This window comes from Roseobacter insulae (assembly GCF_019375555.1).
Classification (GTDB): domain Bacteria; phylum Pseudomonadota; class Alphaproteobacteria; order Rhodobacterales; family Rhodobacteraceae; genus Roseobacter; species Roseobacter insulae.
Genome location: NZ_JAHXDN010000009.1, coordinates 36124 through 57693 on the forward strand (window position 1 = coordinate 36124; position 21570 = coordinate 57693).

General features: G+C 60.6%; 23 protein-coding genes. 13 read left to right on the forward strand and 10 right to left on the reverse strand.

Annotated elements, in window-relative coordinates:
* Nucleotides 1-139 precede the first annotated feature (139 nt).
* From KX928_RS22505 to KX928_RS22515, 3 genes are all read right to left on the reverse strand, one after another.
* Entirely contained in the window at nt 140-1180 is a 1041-nt protein-coding gene (locus tag KX928_RS22505; RefSeq protein WP_219507359.1) for a hypothetical protein, read from the reverse strand.
* A 14-nt stretch (nt 1181-1194) separates the two neighbouring features.
* Nucleotides 1195-1665 (reverse strand): transcription elongation factor GreA, encoded by a 471-nt coding sequence (greA, locus tag KX928_RS22510; protein ID WP_219507366.1) that lies wholly within the window; start codon nt 1663-1665, stop codon nt 1195-1197.
* Nucleotides 1666-1792: 127 nt separating this feature from the next.
* On the reverse strand, nt 1793-2173 hold the full coding sequence (locus KX928_RS22515; protein ID WP_219507368.1) for a VOC family protein: 381 nt from the start codon (nt 2171-2173) through the stop codon (nt 1793-1795).
* 76 nt (nt 2174-2249) lie between these two features.
* On the opposite strand from KX928_RS22515, the gene soxR reads away from it, so the two are divergent.
* From soxR to KX928_RS22535, 4 genes are all read left to right on the forward strand, one after another.
* On the forward strand, nt 2250-2705 hold the full coding sequence (gene soxR / locus KX928_RS22520; RefSeq protein ID WP_219507371.1) for a redox-sensitive transcriptional activator SoxR: 456 nt from the start codon (nt 2250-2252) through the stop codon (nt 2703-2705).
* Between the two features lie 152 nt (nt 2706-2857).
* Nucleotides 2858-4507 carry an electron transfer flavoprotein-ubiquinone oxidoreductase gene (locus tag KX928_RS22525; protein ID WP_219507373.1) on the forward strand — a complete coding sequence of 550 codons (1650 nt, stop codon included), beginning with the start codon at nt 2858-2860 and terminating at the stop codon, nt 4505-4507.
* 171 nt (nt 4508-4678) lie between these two features.
* Nucleotides 4679-6373: a tetratricopeptide repeat protein gene (locus KX928_RS22530; protein ID WP_219507656.1), complete on the forward strand. Its 1695-nt coding sequence runs from the start codon at nt 4679-4681 to the stop codon at nt 6371-6373.
* Nucleotides 6370-7272, forward strand: coding sequence for a 4-(cytidine 5'-diphospho)-2-C-methyl-D-erythritol kinase (locus KX928_RS22535; RefSeq protein ID WP_219507375.1), 903 nt, complete (start codon nt 6370-6372; stop codon nt 7270-7272). Before KX928_RS22530 ends, KX928_RS22535 begins: the two co-directional genes overlap by 4 nt.
* Here the strand turns inward: KX928_RS22535 and KX928_RS22540 are convergent.
* Nucleotides 7265-8266 carry a polyprenyl synthetase family protein gene (locus KX928_RS22540; RefSeq protein ID WP_219507658.1) on the reverse strand — a complete coding sequence of 334 codons (1002 nt, stop codon included), beginning with the start codon at nt 8264-8266 and terminating at the stop codon, nt 7265-7267. The genes KX928_RS22535 and KX928_RS22540 overlap by 8 nt on opposite strands.
* A 56-nt stretch (nt 8267-8322) precedes the next feature.
* Between KX928_RS22540 and KX928_RS22545 the strand changes: the two genes are divergently transcribed.
* From KX928_RS22545 to KX928_RS22555, 3 genes are all read left to right on the forward strand, one after another.
* Nucleotides 8323-8538, forward strand: a complete 216-nt coding sequence (locus tag KX928_RS22545) for a putative signal transducing protein (protein ID WP_219507385.1) — start codon at nt 8323-8325, stop codon at nt 8536-8538.
* Nucleotides 8539-8546: 8 nt separating this feature from the next.
* Nucleotides 8547-9275 carry a tRNA1(Val) (adenine(37)-N6)-methyltransferase gene (locus KX928_RS22550; protein ID WP_257884037.1) on the forward strand — a complete coding sequence of 243 codons (729 nt, stop codon included), beginning with the start codon at nt 8547-8549 and terminating at the stop codon, nt 9273-9275.
* A gap of 111 nt (nt 9276-9386) precedes the next feature.
* Entirely contained in the window at nt 9387-9551 is a 165-nt protein-coding gene (locus KX928_RS22555; RefSeq protein WP_219507390.1) for a YdcH family protein, read from the forward strand.
* Here the strand turns inward: KX928_RS22555 and yddG are convergent.
* The 5 genes from yddG to KX928_RS22580 all read right to left on the reverse strand — a co-directional run bounded on the left by yddG (nt 9548) and on the right by KX928_RS22580 (nt 14699).
* Nucleotides 9548-10417, reverse strand: a complete 870-nt coding sequence (gene yddG, locus KX928_RS22560; RefSeq protein WP_219507392.1) for an aromatic amino acid exporter YddG — start codon at nt 10415-10417, stop codon at nt 9548-9550. The two genes, KX928_RS22555 and yddG, sit on opposite strands and share 4 nt — an antisense overlap.
* Nucleotides 10414-11358 (reverse strand): transcriptional regulator GcvA, encoded by a 945-nt coding sequence (locus KX928_RS22565; RefSeq protein WP_219507395.1) that lies wholly within the window; start codon nt 11356-11358, stop codon nt 10414-10416. The genes yddG and KX928_RS22565 overlap by 4 nt, the downstream gene beginning before the upstream one ends.
* Before the next feature lie 300 nt (nt 11359-11658).
* Nucleotides 11659-12381, reverse strand: a complete 723-nt coding sequence (gene phbB / locus KX928_RS22570) for an acetoacetyl-CoA reductase (RefSeq protein ID WP_219507398.1) — start codon at nt 12379-12381, stop codon at nt 11659-11661.
* A gap of 136 nt (nt 12382-12517) precedes the next feature.
* Complete coding sequence (locus KX928_RS22575; protein ID WP_219507401.1) at nt 12518-13693, reverse strand: acetyl-CoA C-acetyltransferase; 1176 nt, start codon at nt 13691-13693, stop codon at nt 12518-12520.
* Between the two features lie 163 nt (nt 13694-13856).
* Nucleotides 13857-14699, reverse strand: coding sequence for an EAL domain-containing protein (locus KX928_RS22580; protein ID WP_219507403.1), 843 nt, complete (start codon nt 14697-14699; stop codon nt 13857-13859).
* A gap of 134 nt (nt 14700-14833) precedes the next feature.
* Between KX928_RS22580 and KX928_RS22585 the strand changes: the two genes are divergently transcribed.
* The 6 genes from KX928_RS22585 (at nt 14834) to KX928_RS22610 (ending at nt 20531) form a co-directional block, all read left to right on the forward strand.
* Nucleotides 14834-15406, forward strand: a complete 573-nt coding sequence (locus KX928_RS22585; RefSeq protein WP_219507405.1) for a DNA-3-methyladenine glycosylase I — start codon at nt 14834-14836, stop codon at nt 15404-15406.
* A 141-nt stretch (nt 15407-15547) separates the two neighbouring features.
* Nucleotides 15548-16168 carry a 30S ribosomal protein S4 gene (gene rpsD / locus KX928_RS22590; protein WP_219507415.1) on the forward strand — a complete coding sequence of 207 codons (621 nt, stop codon included), beginning with the start codon at nt 15548-15550 and terminating at the stop codon, nt 16166-16168.
* 76 nt (nt 16169-16244) lie between these two features.
* Nucleotides 16245-17663, forward strand: a complete 1419-nt coding sequence (locus KX928_RS22595; protein ID WP_219507420.1) for a homospermidine synthase — start codon at nt 16245-16247, stop codon at nt 17661-17663.
* A gap of 71 nt (nt 17664-17734) precedes the next feature.
* A complete protein-coding gene (hisC, locus tag KX928_RS22600; protein WP_219507422.1) occupies nt 17735-18820 on the forward strand; it encodes a histidinol-phosphate transaminase in 1086 nt (361 codons plus the stop codon).
* Nucleotides 18817-19737: a prephenate/arogenate dehydrogenase family protein gene (locus tag KX928_RS22605; protein ID WP_219507425.1), complete on the forward strand. Its 921-nt coding sequence runs from the start codon at nt 18817-18819 to the stop codon at nt 19735-19737. Before hisC ends, KX928_RS22605 begins: the two co-directional genes overlap by 4 nt.
* The gene (locus KX928_RS22610; protein ID WP_219507428.1) at nt 19734-20531 is read left to right on the forward strand and encodes an extensin-like domain-containing protein; all 798 of its coding nucleotides are present in this window, start codon (nt 19734-19736) and stop codon (nt 20529-20531) included. The genes KX928_RS22605 and KX928_RS22610 overlap by 4 nt, the downstream gene beginning before the upstream one ends.
* On the opposite strand, the gene KX928_RS22615 is transcribed toward KX928_RS22610, so the two are convergent.
* The gene (locus KX928_RS22615; RefSeq protein WP_219507431.1) at nt 20528-21532 is read right to left on the reverse strand and encodes a DUF2125 domain-containing protein; all 1005 of its coding nucleotides are present in this window, start codon (nt 21530-21532) and stop codon (nt 20528-20530) included. The two genes, KX928_RS22610 and KX928_RS22615, sit on opposite strands and share 4 nt — an antisense overlap.
* Nucleotides 21533-21570: the final 38 nt, after the last annotated feature.

Sequence of the window (21570 nt, forward strand, 5' to 3'; positions counted from 1 at the left end):
CGCCGCCGTTGGTTATGTCCCCCCGTCCCAACGGCAATCACGGTCGGGAAATATCCGGGCGCGGCATATCTGTTCCGGATCGGGCGCACGCCACTCCGCATTGCGGTGAAAGGCGATCTGACGCGCTGGCGCAGCTTGCTCAGTCGAAGGTGCCTGCCACGCGACCCAGCAGCATAAAGGCCCGTGCAGTACGGGTTTCGGCAAGGGCGGAGATGTCGCTGTCTGTTGCGGTTCTTTCGAATTCAGCGAAGGTCTTGTCGAACCGACGCAGAAAGTGGTGTGCAGCATCCCGGAAGATCGGATCCTGCTTCATGCGCCCGGCTGTCAGCGCAAGGGACGAGCGGTCCCGGACACCGCCAAGCGCCGCGATAGGACGTCCACGCGCGCCCTGGCCGAATTGCCGCCACACTTCGGGTCGCGCCCGGTCCGGCCGGAGATCGTCCATGTAGATGCCGTCCTGGCTGAGCAGCGTCAGAACATCCTGTGATGCCTGAACAAGCTGTGCGGCCGAGCGGTCTTTCAGGGCGCGGCGCAGCGCCGAGAAACCGGCCTCGTCTTCGGCAGTTTCAGGGAAGTTCAGCGCCCGGATGAAGTCTTCGACGGCGAGTGGCGGCGCCAGATCCTCGGCGGAGGTGCCAAGGGCCAGTGCCGGTTGATCGTCGGGCTGCGGATCAGGTTCGCTATGTGCAACCGGTGCCGGGGTTCGGTCCCCTTCTCGACGCGAGGTAAAGGTTGCCAGAACCGTTTCGGTCTTGCGCGTCGCGGCGGCGATTTCATCCAACTTGCGGGCCACCGAGGCGGGTTCCGGTCCGACGACGCCGCTCTGGGTCTGCGCGATATACGTCTGGCGGATGGCGTCGATCGACGCCTGCAGGCGCTGGCTTTCCTCGCGCATCACCCGGTTGGACCGCGCCGCCGTTGCGGCCACCCAGATCATGCCGACCGGCATGAAAACAGTCAGCATCGTCATCAGGAACCGAACGCCATCCAGATTTTCGCTCAGATCATTCGGCAGAACGACGAAAAACACGACCGCGCCCAGCAGCCAAAGGCAGGATAACGCCGTTGCGGCCAGTTCAATTGTCGTCACACCCTCGGTTTTCGGGCGGTCGTAGATACCAAGCGGCGTCGGGCGTGCCCGTGCTTCGGGTGCTTCAGTTGGTTCTTGCGTGTCACTCATGTCGGCGGACCCCGTCACGCATAGACGATCTTGAGCACCTCGTAGGACTTTTCGCCTCCCGGGGTGCGCACCTCTACACTGTCGCCTTCGTCCTTGCCAATCAAGGCGCGTGCAATGGGGGATTTGATGTTGAGCAGGCCTTTTTCGATGTTGGCTTCGTGTTCGCCGACGATCTGCCAGGTCTTCTCTTCATCGGTGTCCTCATCCACCAATGTCACGGTCGCACCAAACTTGATGGTTCCGGACATTTTCGACGGGTCTATGACCTCCGCAAGCCCCAGAACGCCTTCAAGTTCCTTGATCCGGCCTTCGATGAACGACTGTTTTTCGCGCGCGGAATGATACTCCGCATTCTCTGACAGATCGCCATGTTCGCGCGCCTCCGCAATGGCCTTGATGATGGCAGGCCGCTCAACAGATTTCAGCTGCTTGAGTTCAGCTTCCAGATCTGTGTGGCCCTTGCGGGTCATGGGGATTTTGTCCATCGGTGTCGTCCACGAAATGATGCGGCCCGCCGGGCAAAGCCGGGGGCCGCAGGTGAGAGTTGGCAACTACCTGACCCAAAGGCGAGGTAAAATGCAAGAGGCGCGTGTCAGATTGGCATGCTCCGGCCTAGTCGTATTGCACCACTTCGTATTCGATGTTGTCGTGATCATGAAAGTAAAACCGGCGTCCCGGTTCGTAATCGGCGTGGTTGCCGGTTTTGAAACCGGCACCGATCACCGCCTTTTCCATCGCGTCGATGTCATCCACGACAACGGCGATATGGTTGAGCCCGCCGCGCGTGTGGTAGCTGTTCGGCTTCTCGGACGTCTGCTTGCCGGGGGTGTAAAGCGCGAGATACTGCGATTGAGTGCCCACGTGAATGGATTGTCCGCCATCCAGTGAAGGGCCTTTCCAGCGAATGTGCCAGTCAAACAGGTCGCACATCCAAGCGGCTGTCGCATCCCCGTCCGAAACGGTGTAGTTGGCGTGTTCGAGTGTTGCAGGCATGATTGTCTCCTTTGAATTTCTCTTGATTGCGCATATCGTAATTTCTAAACCTAACTTGAGGTCAAGGGATTTTTTTATGGCGTTGAATGAAGGTCTGTCCATCGGTGCTCTGGCGGAACGCACAGGGCTCGCGGTGTCGGCGATCCGCTATTACGAGGCGCAGGGTCTGATCAAACCATGGCGCAACGCAGGCGGCCAGCGCCGGTTCGAACGATCCGACCTGCGGCGCCTGAGTTTTGTCATGATCGCCCAGCAGTTTGGCTTTACCCTGCCGCAGATTCGCGCGGAACTGGACAGGCTGCCCGGCGGGCGCACTCCGACAAAGGCGGATTGGGCCAAGATCAGCGCCGGGTTTCGCGCCGTCCTGGACCAGAAAATCGAAACCCTGACCCGCCTGAGGGACAGTCTGGACGGCTGCATCGGCTGCGGCTGCCTCAGCCTGCCCAATTGTGCGCTTTACAATCCAACCGACCGGATTGCGGAAAAGGGGCCGGGACCGCGCTTTTTGATGGGCGACACACCTGACATGTGATCAAAATCGTGAGCGTTGCCCTTATTTCGGGGCATTATCCGCTTCGTGACGCCCAGTTGCGATTGCAATGCCGAAAGACGTGGTTTAGCCAATCGCGAAAGATTGTTGCGCGGTTGCGGCCGTGACCCGTAGGAAAATAAGGGAGCCGGGATATGTCAGAGATTGAACGCGAAGCGATGGAATATGACGTCGTGATCGTTGGCGCGGGTCCTGCTGGCCTGTCTGCGGCGATCCGGCTGAAGCAGTTGAACGCGGATTGCAACGTGGTGGTGCTGGAGAAAGGATCCGAAGTGGGCGCGCATATCCTGTCGGGCGCGGTGCTTGACCCGGTTGGCCTTGATGCGCTGATCCCCGACTGGAAGGAAAAGGGTGCGCCGCTGAACGTGCCGGTCCGCGAAGACAACTTCTTCATGCTGGGAGAAGAGGGCAAACTGCGCATCCCGAATGCGCCCATGCCGCCTCTGATGAACAATCACGGCAACTACATCGTGTCGATGGGCAACGTGTGTCGCTGGATGGCGGAGCAGGCCGAGGAACTGGGCGTCGAGATCTTTCCGGGCATGTCCTGCTCGGAACTGGTCTATGGCGAAAACGGGGAAGTCAAAGGCGTGGTCGCGGGCGAATTCGGAAAGAATGCCGATGGCAGTCACGGCGACAGCTACGAGCCGGGCATGGAACTGCACGGAAAATACGTCTTTCTCTGCGAAGGCGTGCGCGGCAGCCTCAGCAAGCAGGTGATCGAAAAGTACACTCTCAGCGACGGGCATGAGCCACAGAAGTTTGGCCTCGGCATGAAAGAGATCTGGGAGATTGATCCCGCCAAGCACCGCGAAGGCACTGTCACCCATACGATGGGATGGCCCCTCAGTCGCAACGCAGGTGGCGGGTCGTTTATCTACCACCTTGAGAACAATCAGGTTTACGTCGGATTCGTGGTGCACCTGAACTACAAGAACCCGCATCTGTTCCCCTACATGGAATTCCAGCGCTTCAAGCACCATCCGATGGTGGCCGACCTGCTCGAAGGGGGAAAGCGCGTGGCCTATGGCGCCCGGGCCATCTCCGAAGGCGGCTTTCAGTCGATGCCGAAGATGGTGGCACCCGGTGTTGCGCTGCTGGGCTGTTCGGTGGGCATGGTCAATGTCCCGCGTATCAAGGGTAACCACAACGCCATGCTTTCCGGCATGGCCGCTGCCGAGGCCGCAATCGAGGCGATGTCCGCTGACCGTGCGGGCGATGAGCTGACAGCCTATGAAACCGAAGTGCGCACTGGAAAGATCGGTCAGGACCTGCGCAAGGTGCGCAACGTCAAGCCGCTCTGGTCCAAGTACGGTCTGACGGCGAGCCTCGTACTGGGCGGGTTCGATATGTGGACAAATACCCTCGGGTTCTCCCTGCTGGGTACCCTGGGGCACGGGAAATCGGATGCGGAGGCAACGGAAGAAGCCGCAAAGCATACGCCGATCGATTATCCCAAGCCCGATGGCAAACTGTCTTTCGACAGGCTGACCAACGTGGCCTTCTCTTTCACCAATCATGAGGAAAGCCAGCCTGCGCACCTCACCCTCAAAGATGCCGACGTGCCCGTGAGCAGCAACCTGCCGAAATATGCAGGTCCTTCCGCGCGGTATTGTCCGGCCGGGGTCTACGAATTTGTCGAGGAAGAGGGGAAGGACACTCGGTTTGTGATCAACTTCCAGAACTGCGTGCATTGCAAAACCTGCGACATCAAGGATCCGGCACAAAACATCGTCTGGACAACGCCGCAGGGCGGTGATGGGCCGAACTATCCCAACATGTGATCTGGTCACACCCCTGGCCGGACCGCCCAGGGGTGTGGCGCATATTCCCGCCTACCGGCTGGAGAGGTTTCCGCCTCACCGGGGCGACCCATTGCGATTGCGCATGAACCTGCTACCCTATCGGAAAAGCCCTTATTCATGTGAGGTCGAGCGCACGTGTTCCACAATCTGATGACAACCGCGGCGGCCATTGCCATCGCCTCTGCAATGGCAATCCCGGTACAGGCCCAATCCGTTGCGGGCCCGTATCTTGCGGCCCGTTCCGCCGCGATGCAAAGCGATTTCGAGCAGGCGGCCTCCTATTTCACGCAGGCGCTGACGCGGGATCCGGGGAATGCCCAACTGATGGAAAGCACGGTCGTGTCGCAACTGGCTTTGGGGCGCATTGACCGCGCTGAACCGGTAGCCACCGCGCTTGTCGCATCCGGACAGGAAAGCCAGATAGCCGAGCTGGTTCTGACAGCAAGTGCGATCCTGGACGATGATTACGAGGCTTTGATTGCCAAAGTGCCCGAGGGCCAGGGTATCGGTCCTTTGGTGGATGGTCTGGTACAGGCCTGGGGTATGATGGGTGCGGGCAACGTCAGCGACGCGCTCAGCGCGTTCGATGGTTTGGCACAGGAACCGGGTTTGCAGGGCTTTGCCCTTTATCACAAGGCCATGGCGCTTGCATCTGTGGGAGACTACGAAGGGGCCGAGAATATCTTTGGGGCCGATACATCCGGCTCCATCATGCAGACACGCCGCGGCGTTCTGGCCCGCGCTGAAATCCTGTCGCAACTGGACCGCAACAGCGAAGCGCTCGAACTTCTGCAGCGGATGTTCAGCGGTGCCACGGACCCGGAAATTGATCAGATCATCGCGGCATTGAATGCAAACGAACCCGTGCCGTTCAGACATGTGACATCTGTCCGTGACGGGTTTGCGGAAGTATTTTATTCCGTCGCCGCTGCTCTGCGCAGCGAGGCAGGCCCTGAGTATACCATCCTCTATGCCCAGGTTGCCCGGGCCTTGCGCCCCGATCACGTGGACGCCCTGCTTCTGACGGCCGAGCTTTTTGAAACGCTGGGGCAACACGGTCTGGCCATCGGTGTCTACAAAGGGGTGCCATCTGATCACCCGGCCTATCACGCAGCTGAACTGGGCCGTGCCGCAGCCATGCGGCGGTCCGGGAAACCGGAGGCTGCGATCGAGGTGTTGGAGCAACTGGCCCGCACCCACGGTGGCCTCGTGTCCGTGCAGGCGGCCTTGGGCGATGCGCTGCGTCAGGAAGACCGTTTTGCCGAGGCCGTGGCAGCATATGACCGGGCGGTGACGCTGTCGGAGGACAATGGCGGAGCAAGTTGGTTCCTGCTCTATGCCCGGGCGATTGCGAACGAGCGGCAGGGGAACTGGGAGGCCGCCGAAGCGGGCTTCAGATCGGCGTTGGAAGTCAATCCGGGTCAACCGCAGGTGCTGAACTATCTGGGCTACTCACTGGTCGAAAAACAGGAAAATCTGGATGAGGCGCTGGACATGATCGAACGCGCTGTCGCGGCCAGCCCCGACAGCGGCTACATCATTGATTCACTGGGGTGGGCGCTATACCGGCTGGGCCGGTATGATGAAGCGGTGCCGCATATGGAACGCGCCGTGGAACTGATGGCCGTTGATCCGGTGGTGAATGACCATCTGGGCGATGTCTACTGGGCCGTGGGCCGCAAGCGCGAGGCCGAATTCCAATGGGCACGCGCGCTGTCTTTCGTTGATGAAGAAGATCCGTTGAGCGAGGCAAAGCCAGACCGAATTCGCCGCAAGCTCGAGATCGGGCTGGATGCGGTTCTGGCGGAAGAGGGCGCAGAACCATTGGAAGTCGCGCGAGATTGACCCTGCGCGGACCGCTACAGGTCCGGGTTTTTGCCCCGGCCAAGATCAATCTGACATTGCACGTCACGGGCCAAAAACCCAACGGATACCACCTGCTCGATACGCTGGTCGCCTTTGCCGACGTGGGCGATACGCTCGATCTGTCTGTTGGCAATGCCCCGTTCACGGTCTCTGGCCCCGAAGCCGCGAACGTTCCCGACGCCAAGGGCAACCTTGTGACGCAGGTCGCCCACCTGTTTCCGGACTTGCCGCACGTTTCCCTGTCGCTTCACAAAACCCTGCCCGTGGCCGCTGGTATCGGCGGCGGATCAGCAGATGCAGCCGCCGCGTTCCGGGGGATGCTGGCCCTGAGGTCCGTCATGCCGGAGCAGCAGGGCGAAGAGCAGCCGTATGATGAGTTGCTGAAACTGGGTGCTGATATTCCAATGTGCGTGGCCTCGTCGGTTGCCCGGGTGCAGGGCATCGGCGACGTGGTTCGCGCATTGCCGCAGTTTCCGGCCGTGCACGCAGTGCTGGTGAACCCGCGCGTACCCCTGTCCACTCCGGATGTTTTCAACGCCTTGAAATGCAGGGCCAACGAGGCGATGCCCGAGGAAATCCCGACTTTGTCAGACGCCGGGGAAGTCGTGGACTGGCTGGCGGGACAGCGAAATGATTTGGAAGCGCCGGCCCTGTCCCTGCAGCCGTCGATCAGCGATGTTTTGTCCGTTTTGCGGGCTCAGCCAGCCTGTCTCTTGGCGCGCATGTCAGGCTCTGGCGCTACCTGTTTTGGCGTGTTTGGGGGTGAAAATGCCGCGCGGGACGCTGCACGTGCGGTCATGGCCCAACGCCCCGACTGGTGGGTTCAAGCCACGAGTTTGGGAGATCAGGCAAGGCGCGCGATGCCGCAGGTCAGGTGATGCGTTCGACAACGTAATCCGCCAGATCGCTGAGCATACCCTTGATCTTGTGGTCGGGTAACGGGGCAAGCGCCGATTTTGCCCGTGCCGCCCAGTCGCGCGCTTGCGCCGCCGTGTCACGCAGGGCGCCATGTTTATGCAGCAGGTCGAGCGCGGTATCCAGATCGCCCTCAGACTGCCTGCCCTTTTCAATGGTACGCATCCAGAAGGCGCGTTCTTCCGTATCCGCCCTGGCGACGGCCTTGATCAGCGGCATGGTCAGCTTGCGTTCCCGGAAATCGTCACCAATGTTTTTGCCGATTGCGCCCGCATCCCCCTGAAAATCCAGAAGATCGTCGACAATCTGGAAAGCTATCCCAAGTGCGTCGCCATAGTCATAGAGAGCCTGCACATGCGCGACCGGGGCCTCTGCGATCACGCCGCCCACCTCCGTGGCTGCGGAAAACAGGGCAGCGGTCTTCCCCCGCACAACCTGCAGGTAAATCGCCTCGGTCGTTGCGAGGTCCTGGCTGGCGGTCAGTTGCAGTACCTCACCTTCCGCGATCGTCGCGGAGGCATTGGACAGGATGTCGAGCACGCGAAGCGATCCGGTTTCCACCATCAATTGAAAGCTGCGGGAAAACAGGTAGTCACCGACGAGAACAGAAGATTTGTTGTCCCACAGCAGGTTCGCTGTCGGGCGTCCGCGCCGCTGGCCGCTTTCGTCGACGACATCATCATGCAGGAGCGTGGCGGTGTGAATGAATTCCACGGTTGCCGCGAGATGGATGTGATAGCCGCCCTCGTATCCGCACAGATGCGCCGCCGCCAAGGTCAGCATCGGGCGCAGGCGTTTGCCACCTGCTTCCACCAGATGTGCGGTGACCTCCGGAATCCGCGGCGCGTGTTCAGACGCCATTCTTGTGCGGATCAGATCATTCACAGCCTGCAAGTCCTCGGCCAGATAAGCCGCCATGCGATCATGCGGTTTTTGCGAATTCTCGGTCTTTAGCATCAACTTCCCGTCTGCAAGGCTCGACATATTGGCCGGCTTGCCCTTACATCCCTGATATGAAGGAACTTTTGCGCAGCACCGACCCGACGATCATCGCCTTTGCCACGGCCCTTCTTCAGGGGGAGGATATAGCTTGCTTCGAGCAGGACGTAAATATGAGCGTGCTTGAAGGTGGCATCGGCATTTTCCCGCGCAGGTTGATGGTGCGCGCGGATGATCACAGGGCGGCTACCAAGGTCCTTGAGGATAATGACATTCCGCTGGGCCTGTGACAGGCGCATTGACACGAGACGCGTTTCTTGGCGGGCGCGTGCGGCTTTACCAGCCCCGTGTCGGGTATCGCGCGGGCGTTGATCCGGTTTTGCTGGCGGCCAGCGTGCCCGCGGTTGCGGGGCAAACCGTGCTTGACCTTGGCTGCGGCGTGGGGGCAGCGATTTTATGCCTTGGCGCGCGGGTGCCGGGCCTGACGCTGACGGGCGTCGAAGTGCAGCCGGATTATGCGGAGCTCGCGCGCCGCAACGGCGGGGATCTGCTGGAGGTCATCACCGCTGATCTGAAGGATCTGCCGCTCGACCTTCGGCAACGCCAATTCGACCATGTCATTGCAAACCCACCATATTTCGACAGGTCCGCCGGTCGTGCAGCCCGGGATGGTGGACGTGAGACAGCCCTTGGGGAAACAGCGCCCCTGAAGCTCTGGGTGAAAACGGCGGCCAAACGAACCCGGCCGAAAGGGTATGTGCACGTGATCCATCGTGCGGAGCGCTTGCCGGAACTCCTGACAGCGTTGCCGTCGTACATGGGCAGCTTTGAAGTCCTGCCGCTGACGCCTCGTGTCGGGCGTTTGGCGGAGCTGGTCATCATACGCGCACGCAAGAACGGGCGGGCGGCTTTCAGGCTTCATCCTCCCTTGATCATGCACGAGGGCGCGCATCACGGTGCCGATGGCGACAGCTACGTTCCGGCGATCCGCGCCGTGCTGCGTGAGGGAGCAGCACTTCAATTCTGACGGCTGTTAACACAATTTTAACGGGTATTGAGCTCATGCTGCGGATGCGGCGTGACTTGAATCGCATCTTGTGGTCAACTCTACCCGTACCGTTGCAAACAGGAGGAATGAATGAGCGTTACTGCACATGTCGACCAGCTGAAGAAGAAACATCAGTCCCTGAGCGAAGCCGTTGAAGAGGCGCAACGCTCCCCCGGTATCGATGATCTCGCAATCGCCGACCTGAAAAAGCAGAAACTACGCCTGAAAGAAGAAATTACACGACTGTCGAGTTAACGCTCGGACGACAGGCTGGCGCGGGCCGCAACAAGCGCCCCGCCGGTAATCAGGAGGGCCGCCACGCCCAGGGTCATCGACAAGGGTGTGACGCCAGCCCACACGAGCACAAGGGTAGACAGCAAGGGCGCTGCATAGGATGCAACGCCAAGGAGTTGTATGTCGCCATGCTTTACCCCCACATCCCATACGAAGAACGCCAGCCCGACCGGCCCAAGCCCCAGCAAAACCGTTGAAAGCCAAGCTGTTGCGGTTATCGGGAACACAGTCTGTTCGAACAGCAGGTGTAGCGGAAGCGACAAGGCTGCAGACCCCAGACAGAATACTGTGACAGATTGCGTGGGCGCGTGTCCGATGCGGCGGGACAGGACGGAATAGCCGGACCATGTCAACGCACAGATCAGCGCCAGCCCGTAGCCGGGCAGGTGTAGCGGGCTGAAGCCATGCCCACCCCCCGAGATAATCAGCGCCGCCCCGGCAAAGCCAATAAGTGCGCCCAGCATATGCCCCTTGCGTACATGTTCGCCCGGCAACAGGCCGGACAGGATCACGATCAGCAAGGGCCATAAATAGGCAATCAGCCCGGCTTCCGCCGCTGGTGCAAGCCGCAGGGCGGAGAAATACAGCGCGTGATAGCCAAACAGTCCCAATGTGCCAAACGCGTAAATCTTCAACGGCACCGCGCGCAGCTGTGCCAGGCCGCCGGAGAAATACGTCCAGATCAGCCCGCAACTGCCCCCGATCGCAAAGCAGATCGTGTTCAGGAGCAAAGGTGGCGTTGGGGCGGAACCCACGGTCAGCAAGGCCAGTAAGGCCCATAGCACAACGGCGGCAAACCCAGTCAAAGTTGCGCGGTTCTTTGTCAACGGGGTGTCTCCACAGGGTCCCTGACGTCGAGGGCATCGGTAATATGCGCGGTTTTGTTGATTTCCCGCAGCATCCAGTCCCGGAAAGCTTTGACCTGCGGGCGATTTTCACTGCCTTCCGGAGACAAGAACCGGAACCTTGCCCCGGTGGACAAGGCGGTTCCGTAAGGGATGACCAATCTGCCCTCGTCGATGTCCTTTACGACCAGTGCGCGCCTGCCCAATACCACGCCGACACCGGCAAGAGCGGCATCCACGGCGTGATCTGCCTGACTGAACCTCGGGCCGTGGTCCGGGTCGAAGTCGATACCCATGACGGCGAACCACGCCTGCCAGTCACATCGGGGTTTCAGGAAATCGATGGAATCGTCAAAGATCAAAGGTGCAGAGGTCAGGCTTTTCGCATCCGGGTACTGTTCGGCAAGGTTAGGGGTCATAACCGGCGCAACCCATTCTTTCGCCAAGGGGAGCGAATAAAGGCCCTCGTCCGGACCATGCCCGAACCGGATTGCCACATCGATTGCGTCCCGCCCGAAATCCATGATTTTCAACGCGGCGGAGAAGCGCAGCTCGATCTCTGGGTGCGCTTGCGCAAATTCGTAAAGCCGCGGCGCAAGCCATTTGGCCGTGAAGGCCGGGCCGGCGGTGACAGTGAGCGTCTGATGGTCCTGCAACCGCTGCGTGGCGCGCCAGGCATTGCCCAACGTCTGAAATCCCTCCGCCGCGCCCGGGGCCAGGGCAGCACCTGCCTCGGTCAATTCAACCGCGCGGTTCAGCCTGCGGAAGAGGGGCGCGCCGAGATGTTCCTCAAGTGACTTGATTTGAAAGCTCAATGCGGCCGGCGTGACGGACAACTCATCTGCCGCCTTTGCAAATGACATGTGGCGCGCGGCGGCATCGAAAGCGCGCAAGGCCGTGAGAGGGGGCAGACGATCACTCATGCTCACTTAAGTATAACTTAACTGATGAAAGAAAAAGTCTCGTTTGTCGCTTTTATTTTCAAGTGACATATTGGGTTCAGGTCAGAAACACTGAGTTAAAGGATTAGAACATGTTGGAAGCCCCCACCACCAACGCTACCCGAAACGCCATGCAACGTGCACATGAGGAGCGCGCCCAGGCCATGCGCGATGCCTGGCACTGGCTTTTTGCCTCTTTCCGCTGATCTGCTGCGGCGCACGTTGGGAACGACAAAGGGCCGGTTGCAGTAACCGGCCCTTCATGTCGCATGAAAGCACACTTCAGACGAAGAATTGCGCACCGTTCGCAGAGATCGTCGACCCGTTGATGAAGCCCGAGTCGTCCGATGCAAGGAAAACAACGCAGCGCGCGATTTCTTCCGGCTCGCCGAGACGCCCCGCCGGGATTTGAGCAATAATCGACTCGCGTACTTTCTCTGGCACCGCCATGACCATTTCCGTTGCAATGTACCCGGGGCAGATCGCATTGGCGGTGATGCCGGCGCGCGCACCTTCCTGCGCCAGCGATTTCACGATGCCCAGATCTCCTGCCTTGGTTGCCGCGTAGTTGACCTGCGCAAACTGTCCCTTCTGACCATTGATCGAGCTGATCACGATGACCCGTCCGAACTTGCGTTCGCGCATGCCCGGCCAGATCGGGTGGATGGTGTTGAAGACACCTGTGAGGTTCGTGTCGATGACCTCGTGCCATTGTTGCGGAGACATCTTGTGGAAGGGGGCGTCACGGGTGATGCCGGCGTTCGCGACAACAACGTCAATCGGGCCCAGATCCGATTCAACCTGCGCCAGACCCGCTTTGCTGGCCTCATAGTCCGCGACGTTCCACTTGTACGTTTTGATGCCGGTCTCATCGGTGAATTTCGCCGCGGCTTCGTCGTTGCCCGCATAGGTGGCTGCGACGGAATAGCCTGCGTCTTTCAAGGCGTTGGAAATTGCGGCACCGATTCCTCGGCTGCCTCCAGTGACAAGTGCGACACGGGACATAGTCGGATTCTCCTTAAGTTATCTGATAATGTTGTTACGCATCAATTCCATTTCGCGCAACATTATTACGCGCGGAACTGCGACTTTGACCTGAAAATAAAACGGGCGGCAGGGTCATCCGCCGCCCGCGGGGCGCTTACGGACGCTCGAGGCACATGGCGACGCCCATGCCGCCGCCGATGCACAGCGTGGCGAGGCCCTTTTTCGCATCGCGCCGCTTCATCTCGAAGAGCAGGGTGTTGAGGATGCGCGCACCGGACGCGCCGATCGGGTGACCGATGGCGATTGCGCCGCCATTCACATTCACGATCTCCGGGTTCCAGCCCATATCCTTGTTCACCGCGCAGGCCTGTGCCGCGAAGGCTTCGTTGGCTTCGACCAAATCAAGATCTTCCGCCTTCCAGCCTGCTTTTTCAAGCGCCTTGCGACTTGCATAGATCGGACCGGCCCCCATGATAGAAGGGTCGAGGCCCACGGTGGCGTAGCTGGCGATGCGCGCCAGCGGCTCGATCCCGCGCTTCTCCGCCTCGTCCGCGGACATCATCAGCGCGGCCGCCGCACCATCGTTCAGGCCCGAGGCATTGGCCGCGGTGACCGAACCATCCTTGGTAAAGGCGGGGCGCAGCTTCTGCATCGCCTCAATGGTTGCGCCATGGCGGATGTATTCGTCCTGATCGACGACAGTGTCGCCCTTGCGGCCTTTGACGGTGAAGGCCATGATTTCATCGGCAAACTTGCCCGCCTTCTGGGCCGCCTCTGCCTTGTTCTGCGAGGCCACGGCGAATTCATCCTGCTGTTCGCGGTTGATCTGCCACTTCTCGGCAACGTTTTCAGCGGTTTGACCCATGTGATAGCCGTTGAAGGCATCCCAAAGGCCATCGCGGATCATCGTGTCGATGTACTTCATGTCACCCATCTTGTGACCGGCACGCAGCGAGGCCGCATGGGGCGACAGTGTCATGTTTTCCTGCCCACCCGCGGCGACGATGTCGGCGTCGCCCAGTTGAATGTGTTGCGCCGCGAGTGCGACGGCGCGCAGGCCAGAACCACAAACCTGGTTGATCGTCCATGCGGCGCTTTCTTGCGGCAGGCCTGCATTGATGTGGGCCTGACGGGCCGGGTTCTGGCCCTGCGCCGCTGTCAAAACCTGCCCAAGAATGGTTTCGGACACCTCTGCCGCGTCCACGCCGGCGCGCGAGACAACTTCTTTCAAAACGGCCGCCCCCAGATCATGGGCAGGCGTGGTTGCAAAAGAGCCGCCGAAACTGCCGACAGCAGTTCGTGCAGCGGATGCGATAACGACATTCGTCATAAGATTGGTCCTTTGCCAGTTTTTGGCGGGGACACTCTGATCGGGCCTTCAAATCAAGGCTCGGGTCCCCCACCACTCATTGGCGAACCCATAGCGCATTCACTTGTGCTCAGCAACCAACTGGCCGCCGCGTCAAGCCCGCATGCGCTTGCATCGTGATGTATTACACGGCTTTTTGAGGGGTAGCGTCGCGAAGCCAGTGCGGACGCGTCGTTGCGGCCGCAAAATGAAAGCCCTGCAAGCAGTCGACACCGATGTTGATCAGCGTGTCCGCGTCTTCCTTGTTTTCGACGAATTCGGCGACAGTGAGCATATCGAAATGTCGGGCGATAGAGACAAGCGCAGATGTCATGGCCTGATTGTCCGGATCATTCGCGATACCCTGAATGAACTGACCGTCAATCTTGAGAATGTCGAAAAAGAAGTCTTTGAAATAGCGCAGGGCGGTATATCCGGCGCCAAAATCATCCATCGCAAAACAAATGCCTTCAATTTGCAGGCGGTCCATGAAATCCACCACCAGTTCCGGGACCATCATGGCGGAACTTTCGGTAATTTCCAGAATCAACCGTTCGGCGATCTGATCGTTGCGTGTCAGCCATCGGTCCAGCGTCCGGTTCCACTGCCGGTATCCGATGGAGCGCGCCGACATATTGATGGAGAGCCGTAACCCCGGGTTGTCATTCAAGGCCCGCAGCCCAAGGCCAAGCGCAAGCGTGTCGAGTTGCCGGCCCAGTTCCGTGTTTTCAATCGTTTCCATGAAGTCGCTGGCGGGAATGACACGTCCGGTGGAATCGAGAACCCTGATCAACCCTTCATAGAAGGCGACCTTGCCTTCGGCACGCGCCTGCATAACGGGCTGGAACGCCAGTAACACCTGCTTGTTCTTGATGGCCTCGGCCACCATGACAAGGGTCGATTGATCGCGTTTGGAAACGGCAAAGCTCAGTGGGCTGTCAGCACCGGGCGGCACATCCGCAAACTTCAATTTCCTGGGTCCGGGCATTGCTATCCTCGCACTGATCTGATGGCGTCACCTTGCAGACAAATTTGCTAAATCCGGGTTAATATTCCTATTTTGTTCTAATTTGACTTATGCTTTAATGCTTTGAAAAATATGGTAAACAAATGGAAAATGCGATGGATCGTTGCGGTTGGGCCGGGCCGGAGAAAATTTATCTCGACTACCATGATACGGATTGGGGCGTGCCGGAATACGATAGCCGGGCGCTGTGGGAAAAATTGGTGCTGGATGGGTTTCAGGCCGGGTTGAGTTGGCTCACCATATTGAAAAAAAGAGAAAACTTTCGCGCGGCTTTCGCCGGGTTCGAGCCCGACGTCGTGGCCCAATGGGGGGCTGAGGAGGTGGAGGGGCTGTTACAAAACAGCGGCATCATCAGGCATCGCGGCAAGATCGAAGCGACGATCACCAATGCCCGCGTCTGGCAAAAGCTCGAAGCGCGCGGCGGGTTTGACCGGTTTTTGTGGCGCTACGTGGATGGCACGCCTGTTCAAAACGCATGGGAAACTTTGGCGGATGTGCCCGCCTTTACCCCCTTGTCCACGCGGATTTCCAAAGATCTGAAGGCGGAAGGCTTCCGATTCTGCGGCCCGACGATCGTATATGCTTTCATGCAGGCGGTCGGCATGGTCAACGATCATCTCGTAGGCTGTCACAGGCATGCCGACGTGGCGCTGATGGCGCGAAAATGAGCCGTTGACTCCGTGCAATGGCCCAGTATAAGCGCGGCTTCATTGGTGTTGGTGGCCCCCGCAAGGGACAGCCTGTCAGGTGTAAGCCAGAGGACAACGCCCTTCATTGCCCGCTCGGGCTCAAAGAGAAGGAGATCAGCCGTGACAAAACGCACGTCTGCCAAGTACAAAATCGACCGCCGCATGGGCGAAAACATCTGGGGCCGTCCGAAATCCCCGGTGAACCGTCGCGAATACGGCCCCGGCCAGCACGGTCAGCGCCGCAAGGGCAAGCTTTCCGATTTCGGTATTCAGCTGCGCGCCAAGCAGAAGCTCAAGGGCTACTACGGTGACCTGACCGAGAAACAGTTCCGCCGCATCTACGCCGAAGCTGAGCGTGTCAAAGGTGATACAGGTGAAAACCTGATCGGCCTGCTGGAGCGTCGTCTGGACGCGGTTGTCTACCGTGCGAAATTCGTCGCCACCGTTTTTGCAGCCCGCCAGTTCGTGAACCATGGCCACGTGAAAGTGAACGGCAAAAAGGTCAACATTCCCTCCTACCGCGTGCAGGAAGGCGACGTGATCGAAGTGCGTGACCGGTCCAAGCAACTGGCCGTTCTGCTCGAAGCGACACAACTGCCAGAGCGCGACGTGCCTGACTACGTGGAAGCGGACCATTCCAAAATGACAGCAAAATTCGTGCGCACCCCGTCGCTGGGCGACGTGCCGTACCCTGTCATAATGGAACCGAACCTCGTCGTGGAATTCTACGCGAAGAACTAAGGTTCCTCGCAATTATTGCTTTGGGGCCGCGCCGGATCATGCCAGCGCGGCCCTTTTTTGTTTCTTGGGGGACGACTTGACCAACTATCCTAATTACGGCCGCATCGACGGTCCAATTGTCATCATCGGGTTCGGGTCCATCGGGCGCGGTACGCTGCCGTTGATAGAACGGCATTTCGACTATGACGCGGATCAGCTGGTGGTCATCGAACCAAGCGAAGCGGTGAAGGGCTTTCTGGCAGAGCGCGGCATCCGCCATCTGCAGACCCGGATCACGCGCGACAACTACCGCAACGTTCTAGGGCGGCTCTTTGCCAATGGTCAGGGCTTTTGCGTCAACCTGAGCGTCGATACCTCCTCGCTCGACATCATGAAACTCTGCCGCGACCTGGGCGTCCTCTACATCGACACCGTGGTGGAACCCTGGGAAGGGTTTTACTTCGAGACCACGGAGAATGCGGAGCGCACAAATTATGCGCTGCGCCAGAAAGTCCGCGACGAGAAAGCGGCCAATCCCGGTGGCACAACGGCTGTCTCCTGCTGCGGTGCCAACCCGGGAATGGTCAGCTGGTTCGTCAAGGAAGCCCTGCTGACCCTGGCCCGGGACACAGGCCACGACATCGACACACCGGCGGACCGGGCCGGATGGGGCGCGCTCATGCAATCGCTGGGCGTCAGGGGCGTGCACATTGCCGAGCGGGACACACAGGCCCGCCGCGCCCCGCGCCCGCGGGGGACATTCGTAAACACGTGGTCAGTCGAAGGGTTCATCTCCGAAGGGTTCCAGCCCGCGGAACTGGGCTGGGGCACACATGAGACATGGATGCCGGAAAACGCGCACAGCCATGACAGCGGATGCCAGTCTGCAATCTGGTTGGAACGTCCGGGCGCGATCACCCGGGTTCACACATGGTGCCCGACGCCGGGGCCGCAGTTCGGTTTTCTGGTCACGCATAACGAGGCGGTCTCGATATCGGATTACTACACTGTGGGTCCGGCAGATGCGCCGACCTTCCGCCCGACGTGCCACTACGCGTATCACCCCTGCGATGACGCGGTGCTATCCCTGCACGAGATGTTCGGGTCCGGCAGGCAGCAGACGATACATCATATCCTAGAAGAAGATGAAATCGTCGAGGGGATCGATGAGTTGGGCGTGCTGCTCTACGGGCACGAGAAAAACGCGCTCTGGTACGGCTCCCGTTTGTCGAACGAGGAGACCAAAAGCCTCGCACCCTACCAGAACGCGACCGGCCTGCAGGTGACCTCTGCCGTGCTTGCAGGGATGGTCTGGGCTCTGGAGAATCCGAAGGCAGGCATCGTGGAGACCGACGAGATGGACCACGCGCGCTGCCTTGCGGTGCAAATGCCGTATCTTGGCCCGGTGGAAGCCCATTACACCGACTGGACGCCGCTTCAGGACCGATGGGAACTGTTCCCCGAAGATACTGATGACAGCGACCCCTGGCTGTTTCGCAATGTTCTGGCCAGTTGAGCCGCGCCCGCAGTTGGCGGTGGCAGACCGGGCGGCACCCCGCTAAGGTCCGCCGGACAGGAGAAGACCCGATGACTACAGCACTGCGTCCGCAACCCGGTATCATGGACATCGCTCTTTATCAGGGCGGTGCCTCAAGGATCGAGGGGCAGAGAGATCCGCTCAAGCTGAGCTCGAACGAAAACCCCTTTGGCGCCAGCCCAAAGGCCATGGCGGCGGTGACCGAAGCGGCCACAGGGTTGCATCGTTACCCGTCGACGGACCATGCAAAGCTGCGGCAGGTGATTGCAGAGGTGCATGGTCTGGACGCCGACCGGATCATCTGCGGCGTCGGCTCGGATGAGATCCTCACGTTGCTTGCCATGGCCTACGCCGGTCCGGGCGACGAGGTGCTTTACACCGAGCACGGGTTTTCCCTTTACAGGGTGTTCGCGCTCTCTGCCGGGGCGACGCCTGTTGTCGCCGAGGAAACCGACCGCTGCGTGGACGTGGACAAACTCATAGCCGGGATCACCCCCGCCACGCGGATCATCTACATCGCGAACCCTGCCAATCCGACGGGCACAGCGCTGGGATCTGATGAGCTGGCGCGCCTTGCAGACGCGGTGCCACCCGAATGCCTGCTGGTGCTTGACGGGGCCTATGCGGAATTCTTTGACGGCTACGATGGCGGCGCATCGCTGGCGCGCGCGCACGGTAACGTCGTGATGACCCGCACCTTTTCCAAGCTCTACGGTCTGGGCGGCCTGCGGGTTGGCTGGGGCTATGCCGCGCAGGAGGTTATTGATGTGCTGAACCGCATCCGCGGCCCCTTCAACATGTCGACCGTCGCCCTTGCAGGTGCCGAGGGCGCGATGCGTGACCGCGCATTTGTCGACCGATGTCTGCGCGAGAATGCCGAACAGCGCGTGCGTCTGACGGGCGGTCTGAGGCAACTCGGTATCGCCTGTGACGAGAGCCACGCCAATTTCGTACTGGCGCGGTTCGAGGATGAGGCGGAGGCCATCGCCGCCGATGCCCATCTGAAGACGGTCGGCATTCTGGTGCGGCTGGTCAAGGGCTACGGGTTCCCCGACGCGCTGCGCATTACCGTCGGGCGGGCCGAGGATGTTACCCGCGTGCTGGAGGCGCTGGCATCCTTCAAGGGGGCAGAATGAGCGTTATCTACAACCGCGTGGCTCTCATCGGGCTGGGGCTGATCGCGTCATCCATCTTTTGGGCGATTAAACGCAACGGATTGGCTGCCGAGGTTACCGGCTATGCGCGCAGTGCTGAAACACGCGACACTGCGCGGCGCATCGGCCTGTGCGATCGCGTTTGCGACAGCGCGGCAGAGGCGGCGGCAGATGCCGATCTCGTGGTTTTGTGCGTACCGGTTGGCGCGATGGCGGCAGTGGCGGCTGAGATCGGACCGGTTCTGAAGCCGGGCGCAACCGTGACCGACGTCGGTTCCGTCAAGCGGGACGTGATTGAAAGCGTGTCACCGCATGTACCGGAGGGTGTGCATTTCATTCCCAGCCACCCCCTTGCCGGGACGGAGCATTCAGGCCCCGAGGCAGGTTTCGCTGAACTCTTTGATAACCGATGGTGGCTGCTGGTGCCGGCCGAGGGATCGGATCGGCAAGCTGTCGCACGCCTGCGTGCGCTCTGGGAAGGCGTCGGCAGCAATGTCGACGAGATGGACGCAGATCACCACGACTTGGTCCTAGCGGTCACGAGCCACGCGCCGCACCTGATTGCCTACACGATGGTCGGGGTCGCGGACGACTTGCGCCGGGTGACGGACAGCGAGGTGATCAAGTACTCTGCCGCCGGTTTCCGGGATTTCACCCGGATCGCGGCCAGCGACCCCACGATGTGGCGGGATGTCTTTTTGACCAACAAGGACGCCACGCTGGAAATTCTCGGGCGCTTTACCGAAGAGCTCTTTGCGCTGCAGCGGGCGATCCGAACGGGGGACGGAGATCACCTGCACGACTACTTCACCCGCACCCGGGCGATCCGCCGCGGGATCATCGAGGCGGGTCAAGATACCGACGCACCGGATTTCGGTCGCGTGAAACAACCGAAGTGAAGGTCCTGAGCCTTGTCTTTGCGCTGCTTGCCGGCGCTGCGCTGGCGGCGCCCGAAACGGTGAAACGACCGGTGGGCCGGCCGGGTTCAACCGCCGGGGGCACACACCCACTGGTGCTTGACGGGTCGGGCGCCATCGCAACACCCCAACGTGACCCCGCGGCCCAGGCAGCAACGCGTCGCGGCACCGCCCCCACAACATCCCTGCGACCGCAGAAACGAACCCGCGCGGTAATGCGCAGCGCGCGCAAGCACCGCAAGCTGCGCGAGAAGGGGGCGGTATGCGGCGACACCGATATTCAGGGGGAAATCGTCGGGCGCGTGGCCGGCAGGATCTCCGGATGTGGTCTTGCAGAGGCTGTGCGCGTGCGCTCTGTTTCAGATGTGACCCTCAGCCAGCGTTCGGTGATGGATTGCGACACCGCGCGGGCGCTCAAGAGCTGGGTGGATCAGAGCGTCAAGCCCGCCCTGCGCAAGCAAGGGGGCGGCGTGAAGGGATTGCGCGTGGCCGCGCACTACGCCTGCCGCACGCGCAACAATAAAAAGGGTGCGCGTATTTCCGAACACGGCAAGGGGCGCGCGATTGATATCTCGGGCTTCCAGCTGCGCGACGGGACGAGGATCACCGTGCTAAGGGGGTGGACCGCGCGCGCAACGGCGCAAGCCATGCGCGATATGCACCGAGGCGCCTGCGGGCCCTTCGGCACAGTGCTGGGGCCGAATGCCGACAGTTTCCACCGGGACCACTTTCACTTCGATACCGCAAGGTACCGTTCCGGGACGTACTGCCGCTAGCGCAAACGGAACCGGGGCGCGGGACCCAGCGGGATAAAGCCCAGAGAGACGAAGCCGTCGCGCAGGGTCAGTGTGACGTCCAGCGTCTCCGGGTTTCCGGCCAAGGAGGCTAAAGTCGACAGCGCCTGTTCGATCTGGGGTCGCAAACCGGACGGCAAAATGCCAGCGGTCTCGGCGATCGCCAGCATCGCGCGCCAGTTTCGGGCCTGCACATTCACACTGCCGGTCGCGGCCCCGGCCACGTCAACATCGAGGTTGGCCGCAAACCGCAACTGGAGATCGCCCCAGATCGCCTCTGCCTGCGGTATGGAAATCTGTCGGGGTTGAGGACGGGAAACTTCGAGCGCGGTGATGTCCCAGATCCGGTCAAATCGCACGGTTGACTGCACGCTCAACCGGTCGAAAGTCACCGGCCACTCTTGCGGAATGAACAAGGCCGAACGTGGTATCTCCCCCGGTCTCAACCCGTCGACATCAAGATTGAAATGGTAGGTCGCCGGCATCTCCGGGTCGTGCACAACAGCCGCACGAGACGTTCCACCGGAGAGCAGATCGCCTGCCTCGCCGTCGAGCAGCCACACGTCTGCAGATGCTTCCATCTGCTCCAGTGCAAGGGCCGCTCCGGTGTCCACGAACAGGTTTGCCCGGCCCTCCTGGGTCAGAAACCGGGTGCGTGTCTCGGGGCTTGCCAGAAGAATGGGATCATTCGGCAAAACCAGGGTGATTTGTCCCGGGTCCCACACCGGCGCCCCCAGGCGCAGTGCAGAGGTTTCCAGCGCCACACCGGTGTCAGGGTCAGCCAGCAGCGGGTCCTTCAGAGTGATGCGAATATCAAGCGGATAGCCTTCGAAAGCGATAGCGGAGGTTTCGGCCTGCCACCCTTCGGACTGCCGGGCCGCAAGCCAGCCTTCGATGCCCCGTACAGCTCCGAGCGTGGCCATGACCCACCATCCGCTCCACACCAGAGCGACAAGCACAACCAGCCAGATGACACGACGCATGACAGAGCCCTTTCCCTTGCCGCCGTTTTCAGGTTTAC

Bases quoted from the DNA above. Each gene is read 5' to 3' on its own strand.
- KX928_RS22515 (WP_219507368.1), bottom strand. From the start codon at position 2,173: ATGCCTGCAACACTCGAACACGCCAACTACACCGTTTCGGACGGGGAT.
- KX928_RS22565 (WP_219507395.1), bottom strand. From the start codon at position 11,358: ATGAGTGATCGTCTGCCCCCTCTCACGGCCTTGCGCGCTTTCGATGCC.
- KX928_RS22605 (WP_219507425.1), top strand. From the start codon at position 18,817: ATGAGCGTTATCTACAACCGCGTGGCTCTCATCGGGCTGGGGCTGATC.
- KX928_RS22575 (WP_219507401.1), bottom strand. From the start codon at position 13,693: ATGACGAATGTCGTTATCGCATCCGCTGCACGAACTGCTGTCGGCAGT.
- KX928_RS22580 (WP_219507403.1), bottom strand. From the start codon at position 14,699: ATGCCCGGACCCAGGAAATTGAAGTTTGCGGATGTGCCGCCCGGTGCT.
- KX928_RS22540 (WP_219507658.1), bottom strand. From the start codon at position 8,266: ATGCTAAAGACCGAGAATTCGCAAAAACCGCATGATCGCATGGCGGCT.
- KX928_RS22505 (WP_219507359.1), bottom strand. From the start codon at position 1,180: ATGAGTGACACGCAAGAACCAACTGAAGCACCCGAAGCACGGGCACGC.
- KX928_RS22585 (WP_219507405.1), top strand. From the start codon at position 14,834: ATGGATCGTTGCGGTTGGGCCGGGCCGGAGAAAATTTATCTCGACTAC.
- KX928_RS22555 (WP_219507390.1), top strand. From the start codon at position 9,387: ATGAGCGTTACTGCACATGTCGACCAGCTGAAGAAGAAACATCAGTCC.
- KX928_RS22525 (WP_219507373.1), top strand. From the start codon at position 2,858: ATGTCAGAGATTGAACGCGAAGCGATGGAATATGACGTCGTGATCGTT.
- KX928_RS22530 (WP_219507656.1), top strand. From the start codon at position 4,679: ATGACAACCGCGGCGGCCATTGCCATCGCCTCTGCAATGGCAATCCCG.
- phbB (WP_219507398.1), bottom strand. From the start codon at position 12,381: ATGTCCCGTGTCGCACTTGTCACTGGAGGCAGCCGAGGAATCGGTGCC.
- KX928_RS22615 (WP_219507431.1), bottom strand. From the start codon at position 21,532: ATGCGTCGTGTCATCTGGCTGGTTGTGCTTGTCGCTCTGGTGTGGAGC.
- KX928_RS22545 (WP_219507385.1), top strand. From the start codon at position 8,323: ATGAAGGAACTTTTGCGCAGCACCGACCCGACGATCATCGCCTTTGCC.
- greA (WP_219507366.1), bottom strand. From the start codon at position 1,665: ATGGACAAAATCCCCATGACCCGCAAGGGCCACACAGATCTGGAAGCT.
- soxR (WP_219507371.1), top strand. From the start codon at position 2,250: ATGGCGTTGAATGAAGGTCTGTCCATCGGTGCTCTGGCGGAACGCACA.
- hisC (WP_219507422.1), top strand. From the start codon at position 17,735: ATGACTACAGCACTGCGTCCGCAACCCGGTATCATGGACATCGCTCTT.